Genomic DNA, 6,577 nt, shown 5'->3' on the forward strand with positions numbered 1-6,577 from the left:
ATGCATTTTCCTGCTTTATACTTAACAAAAGACAAACGTAGATAACTTCTGGCCAATCTCTTTAAACCCGCATTCTTATCCACATTTGGGAATTATTTCCACCTAATTTAGATGCGTTTGCCCTGGTGTAACCTTTTATTACAATCTTCGTTATACGAAAAAAACAAATCATGCAAAAGATAATCCTCTGCCTGTTCCTTGCTGTAACAAGCCTTGCCTTACATGCACAAAACGTAGTTCGCGATCCCAATGCGCAGGTTAGAAACGTAAGCGCTTTTACAAAGATTGACATCTCAGGCGCCATTAACTTATATCTGTCCCAGGGCAATACACAGGGCGTGGCAGTAAGTTCTGATGATGCGAATGCCATCAATAAAATAAAAACGGAAGTAAGAAACGGTGTGCTGAAAGTTTTTGTGGAAAATGGCGCATGGAATGGCTGGAACTGGGGCAACAAACATTTAAAAGCATATATAACTTTCACCAGCCTTGAGGCGCTTGATGTGAGCGGGGCCTGCAACGTGGAAATAACTGATCCTGTTAGTTTGGGCGATTTTAAACTGGAGCTTTCCGGCGCCAGCAATTTAAACGGAACGATAAAAGCGAATAATGTACATTTTGAATTAAGCGGCGCATCAAATACAAAGACGAATTTTACCGCCGCTTCATTTGTGCTGTCTCAAACCGGCGCCAGTAATTTTAAAGGCAGTGTGCATAGCGGTAAAACAAGCTTTAATATGGGCGGCGCATCTGTTACAGACGTTAGTGGAAGCGCCACCGACCTGGTAATAGATGCCAGCGGGGCCTGTAATTTTAAGGGCAGCGATCTTACGGCTGATAACTGTAAAGTAGAAGCAACCGGCGCATCATCTGCCAGCATTAATGTAAATAAAGAATTGCAGGCCACTGCAAGCGGCGGCAGCAGCATTCGTTATTCCGGTGCAGCCAATGTAACGAACCTGGATGTAAGCGGAGGATCAACCGTTAAAAAGAAAAGCTAATATTCTTCAATAAAGTTTTGCCCGGTGGCATTGCCGCCTTATATTTGCACCCCGGTTCACAAGTTCTTAGATTTAATTAAACTTATATATCGCGAGGTAGAGCAGCGGTAGCTCGTCGGGCTCATAACCCGAAGGTCGGAAGTTCGATCCTTCCCCTCGCAACAGTTAAAAGCCTTACAGCAATGTGAGGCTTTTTTATTGTGTGTCAGGCATGTTTATCATCTATAGGGTGTAAGTCCCGAATGAGCGTTGCAGTGCGTAACATTAGCCAAGAGCAAGGGTGCCCACTGTGAAGTGGAATCTGAAGCCCGCCTGACCGGACGGGCAGGGAAGCTGTATAAGAGGCATCGAAAAAAGAGACGGCCTCTTATTTTAATTTTTATTAAAAACTGGCATTCTTTTATAGTGCATGGGGTTACCTTTTCTTTATTGGCGTATTAATGTGTAATAAGTACACGTTAAAATAAATTAAACAACTTATATACCATGAAAAATTTAAAAAAATTATTATTCGACAGGGAAGTGGTAAGCCGGATACGCAGCTCAAAAGTTGATAAAAACTTTTTATACAACCAGCTTTCCATGGGTAAAATTACCATGCAGGAATACCTTTCTGCAATCAAGAATGCTTAACCTGGAAAGCTCTTTAAAGCTTTTAATCAAGATTAATAGGGGTTTAAGCAATTATACAACGCCATGTGAGCAAGTAAAAAATCTCTTGCGGCATGGCGTTAACTTTAATGTATATATCTTTAATGGTTATTCAACATCATTGCGTACTCTTGTTTCACTTCACTTTAAATCCCTGAAACTTTGAGAAAGGTTTCGTGCCTCTAATAACATCTTCGGAAATATATTTAAAACCATCCTGCTTTAGTCATTTTTAAATTCAGCCGGGTTCCTGCCTTATCATTTTCTACTACGAAGAAATCTCTGCAAGATTTTTTGGGCTTATGAACAAAGCAGCGATATCTCTGTCGGCCCTGTTTTTTCTGTGCAACAACTTTTGGATAGGCTGCTCTCTGCAGCTTTAAGCAATCCGGGTTATTTGTAATTGCTACCAAGCCTTCGCCCCTGCAAGGCTTTAAATAAGATTTTAATCAGTGTAAACAGATTATGTATTATGATATTGTTGTTCAAAATCATAATACATATCAGAAATAACAGTATCTTGTAAGCTCCTCATTAGCTATCCTGACCTGCTGTCAGCTAACTAAATGGTTAAGAAAGGCTTAACAAAAACACACATATATGACAAAACATCTACCCATCCATTTCCTAATCTTTCCACAGATTAAAAGATCAGGAAATGCCTGCAGGCATGCAGTTTTATCCTTAATTGCCGTATTTCTTGCAATAGGGCTGAATGCACAAAACCTCAAGCCAAAGGCAATGCAGGAAATTAAATTTTTAATGCAGGAAAAAGCCTCGCGAACGCCGGTGCAAAAGAAAATTGAGTCGCGGCTTTTAGTGGCGTATAAAATGCAAAACAACACTGCGGTTGCAAGCCAGCTGCCTTCACTGAAATCAACCGTAAAAACAAACAGCCAGGGTAAAGTAAAGGTGGATATGGAAGCGCAGGTTTCGCCCCAGTTATTAAGCAACCTGAAGGCGCTTGGCGCTGATATTATTTTTTCTTCTGAACGGTTCAGCAATATTGTGGCCAATGTGCCTTTAAACAAGGTGGAAGAGATTGCAGGCAGCCAGGCCATCCTGCATATAAACCAATGGCAGGCGCCTACACATAATGATCCCCGCATAAATGGCAGCAGCAATAAAGAACATGCAGCCGGGAATGCGGGCGCTGATAATAACCGCAAAGATTTTGCCGTCCGCGCCGCCAATGTGCGCAACAAATTAAATAAGATGCTTGGCCCCAATGCATCTTACAACAGCAATGCTGCCGGCTCTGTGGCCTCGGAAGCCGATGCAACGCATAAAGCAGCTTTGGCAAGGGCTGTTTTTGGCGCAACCGGCGCCGGTGTAAAAATAGGTGTGCTGTCTGATGGCGTTGATGATTACGAAACATCGCAGGCCACGGGCGATCTGCCTTCCGTGCTTAACATACTTCCCGGCCAGGCAGGATCCGGTTATGAAGGCCGGGCCATGCTGGAACTGATACATGATATTGCGCCGGATGCTGAATTGTATTTTGCCACAGCCTTTACCAGCCAGGCAAGCTTCGCCCAAAACATACTGGACCTTCGTGCAGCAGGCTGTGATATTATTGTAGATGATGTAACCTATTATGCAGAAGGCGTTTTCCAGGATGACAACGTAGCGCAATCCGTAAATGCAGTCACTGCTTCAGGTGCATTGTATTTTTCTTCTGCCGGCAATTCTGGCAATGTAGATGATAGCACTGCCGGTGTGTGGGAAGGCGATTTTACTGATGGCGGAAGCCTTTCGCTATTCCCGGGCACAGTAAATGATTTTGGCGGTGGTGCCCTGTATAATACTGTTACAGGAACCACTGGTTTGGTAACTTTAAAATGGTCTGACCCGCTGGGCGCTTCCTCCAATGATTACGATATTTATGCAACAACCCCTGACGGCAGCGGCATAGTTGATTTTTCCACCAACGTTCAGGATGGCGATGATAATCCTTACGAATACCTGCATTATGCTTTTCCTGCTACGTACAGGTTTTATATTATAAAAAATACCGGGGCCGCCATACGGGCGCTGCACCTGAATACAAATCGTGGCCGGCTTGCCATTGCTACTCCCGGCGTAATGTATGGCCACAACGCAGCAGGCAGCGCCTATACGGTGGCGGCCACGCCTGCCGCCGCACCTTATTACAGTAATTTCCCGCAAGGCCCCTATCCTGACCCGTTCAATTCATCCAATGTGGTGGAAGGCTTTAGCTCAGACGGGCCGAGAAGGATCTTCTATCATCCCGATGGAACGGAAATTACAGCCGGCAATGTATTATTCGGCACCAATGGCGGCACCTTGCTGCAGAAGCCCGATGTTACAGCAGCAGATGGATGTGCAACCAGTACACCCGGGTTTGAAACATTTTATGGCACTTCTGCCGCCGCACCTAATGCTGCGGCAATAGCAGCGCTGGTACTGTCTAAATTCCCTGATCTGACCCCTGCACAAATACACACGGCGCTTGTAAGCAGCGCTATTGATATAGAAGCTTCCGGTACCGACAGAGATGCCGGCGCCGGCATCGTTATGACTTACGAAGCGCTGGAAGCAGCCGGCGCTACCGCAGTTTATATACAAGCAGCTTCGCCGGTAACCATTACTTCCGAAAATGGCGTTCCGCCTAATAATGCGCCAGACCCCGGTGAAACGGTTACCGTAACCCTGCCATTGGTAAACACGGGCAATATAGCTTCTGCCAATCTTGTGGCAACCCTGCAGGCCACAGGCGGCGTAACAAACCCCGGAAGCGCGCAAACTTATGGCGCTATTGGCGCCGGGGACACCATAGCCAAACCGTTTACATTTACAGCTACCGGCAACTGTGGCGATAGTATAACGCTCACGCTTGCATTGGATGATAACGGTGTTAATGCCGGCACTGTTACTTATGCTTTAAAGCTCGGGACAACAGGAACACAATCCGACCCGGTTACCTTTGCCAATACGGGCGCGATTACCATACCGCTTACAGGCGCCACTTCGCCATATCCCTCAACGATTGCTGTATCAGGCTTAACAGGAAAGATCACCAAAATAACCGTAGGGTTAAAACAATTTAACCATACATGGCCCGGCGATGTGGATGTGTTGCTCGTAAGCCCGGGTGGTAAGAAAATGGTTATTATGTCTGATGTTATGGAGTACCCGAATACGACAACCGACATTAACCTGGTTTTAGATGACGATGCGGCAAGCCTTATGCCCGCAGGCAGCGGCCTTGTTTCCGGAACCTATAAACCTACCAACTATGGCGCCGGCGACGTATTCGATTCCCCGGCTCCGGAAGGCCCTTATGAAAACCCGGGCACGGCAGGGTTGGCTACACTAAACAGCGCATTCGGGGGCGAAGATCCTAATGGCACATGGAGCTTATATGTGGTAGATGATTATCCGGGCCTTGATAAAGGTAACTTTAATGGCGGATGGGATTTAACCATAACCACGGCGCCCGATGTGTGCGCAGAAGTGCCCCCGTCTGGCCCTGTAATTTCCGTTGCTGACAAATCAGTTAAAGAAGGCAATGGCTATAAGCTTATGTATTTTAGTGTGAGCCTGAGCGAAAAACCGGCAAAAACCGTAACAGCAACCTATACATTCAAAGGCATTACGGCCACTCCGGGCGTTGATTACATAGCCGTACCAGGCATATTGGTTTTCCCCGCGAACACTATCACAAAACTGATAATACCTGTATTGATTACAGGGGATAAAGTAGCAGAAGCAGACGAAACATTTAAGGTTGTTTTACACAATCCGGTTAATGCCACTTTAGCTAAGGGAGAAGCTATCGGCACCATTATAAATGATGATGGCGCGGCCAAAGCTGCAGCAGCCAGCGGTGAAGCAGCTACAGCTGTAATGCCTGCCGATGCAGGCGATGCCATCAAGCTGGCTCCAAACCCTGCAACGGGCAAAACCAATCTTTCACTTAGCGGGTACAGTGGCAAGGTTACCATACTGGTAAGTGATATGAAAGGAAAAACATTGCAGGAAAGAAAAGTGCAGGTGGGCGCAAAATCGTTCCTGCAATCCATAGACGTTTCATGCTATGCTGCCGGCACTTATCTTATAACGGTTATTGATGAAAAAGGCAAGAAGGAAATACGCAAATTAATAGTTGCGCGATAAATGAAACCGTAAGGCTGTTTTTTGAAGGCCGGCCCAAACGGGCCGGCCTTTTTTGATGCAGAGCCTTTCAACCAGTTCAGAATTATTCTATACTAACGTGAGTGTGCAGCCGTATATTCTTACCCCAGGATTTAAAATAGAATTGCAGCACAAAACAACAACTGCCTGTGACTGCTGATAGAAGTATAGCCGCCTGTGATAAAAATTGAAAGAATAAATGACTTGAAAAATTAAATATATTATCCCCCCTTGGGCAAATATTTTGCTGTCGTGCAGCACTACCTTTTACATAGGAGTTTCGGAATGCGCTTAAACATATTCCTTCGGCCACTTTACTTCTGCCTCGCTTTTGTTCTTCTGTTTGGCCGATAAAAAATTCATCCACATGAACTTCGCCGGTTAGGGGATACTGTTTGCTGCTTTGCATTGCTTGTTGAATCTTCCACTTAAATGCCCAGCATGTCTTTTGACGTAATTCAAATTCCCTGCTTAATTCCAAAGTGGACATGCCTTTCTTCTTTGTGACAACTTTAAAAACAATATGAAATGCTATCAATAAAGAAAATTTTACTTTGTCAAACATTGTTCCAGCAGTTGGGCTTTCATCTTTTTTACATTTTAAGCATCGCCGATTAAAAAGTTTATGGCCTTAATATATTTATAGTAAACACCGGATAAATTTATGCATTGGCAATTTGTACTTGCTTTATCAGATGGCAAGATTAATTCTCGTTCCTGCCCGTCATTCCCGCGCAGGCGGGAACCTGCTTTTAAGCTTAAAAGCA

Annotated in this window: 3 protein-coding genes, 1 tRNA gene and 1 pseudogene; 4 read left to right on the forward strand and 1 reads right to left on the reverse strand. The window is 45.0% G+C overall.

Features of this window, described 5'->3' with window-relative positions; genetic code table 11:
- Positions 1 to 170: 170 nt before the first annotated feature.
- The 4 genes from QM629_RS09530 (at position 171) to QM629_RS09545 (ending at position 5,792) form a co-directional block, all read left to right on the forward strand.
- Positions 171 to 1,001, forward strand: coding sequence for a head GIN domain-containing protein (locus tag QM629_RS09530; protein ID WP_415159556.1), 831 nt, complete (start codon positions 171 to 173; stop codon positions 999 to 1,001).
- 90 nt (positions 1,002 to 1,091) lie between these two features.
- Positions 1,092 to 1,163, forward strand: a tRNA-Met gene (locus tag QM629_RS09535).
- 324 nt (positions 1,164 to 1,487) lie between these two features.
- Positions 1,488 to 1,634 carry a hypothetical protein gene (locus QM629_RS09540; protein WP_415159558.1) on the forward strand — a complete coding sequence of 49 codons (147 nt, stop codon included), beginning with the start codon at positions 1,488 to 1,490 and terminating at the stop codon, positions 1,632 to 1,634.
- Positions 1,635 to 2,252: 618 nt separating this feature from the next.
- Entirely contained in the window at positions 2,253 to 5,792 is a 3,540-nt protein-coding gene (locus tag QM629_RS09545; protein ID WP_415159560.1) for a S8 family serine peptidase, read from the forward strand.
- A gap of 334 nt (positions 5,793 to 6,126) precedes the next feature.
- Here the strand turns inward: QM629_RS09545 and QM629_RS09550 are convergent.
- Positions 6,127 to 6,429, reverse strand: a pseudogene (locus tag QM629_RS09550) (IS1595 family transposase); the annotation flags it as partial.
- Positions 6,430 to 6,577: the final 148 nt, after the last annotated feature.

Source organism: Parafilimonas sp. (assembly GCF_047606085.1).
Lineage (GTDB): Bacteria > Bacteroidota > Bacteroidia > Chitinophagales > Chitinophagaceae > Parafilimonas.

Excerpts from the sequence above, each read along its gene's own strand:
- QM629_RS09540 (WP_415159558.1), top strand. The coding sequence starts at position 1,488 with ATGAAAAATTTAAAAAAATTATTATTCGACAGGGAAGTGGTAAGCCGG.
- QM629_RS09530 (WP_415159556.1), top strand. The coding sequence starts at position 171 with ATGCAAAAGATAATCCTCTGCCTGTTCCTTGCTGTAACAAGCCTTGCC.
- QM629_RS09545 (WP_415159560.1), top strand. The coding sequence starts at position 2,253 with ATGACAAAACATCTACCCATCCATTTCCTAATCTTTCCACAGATTAAA.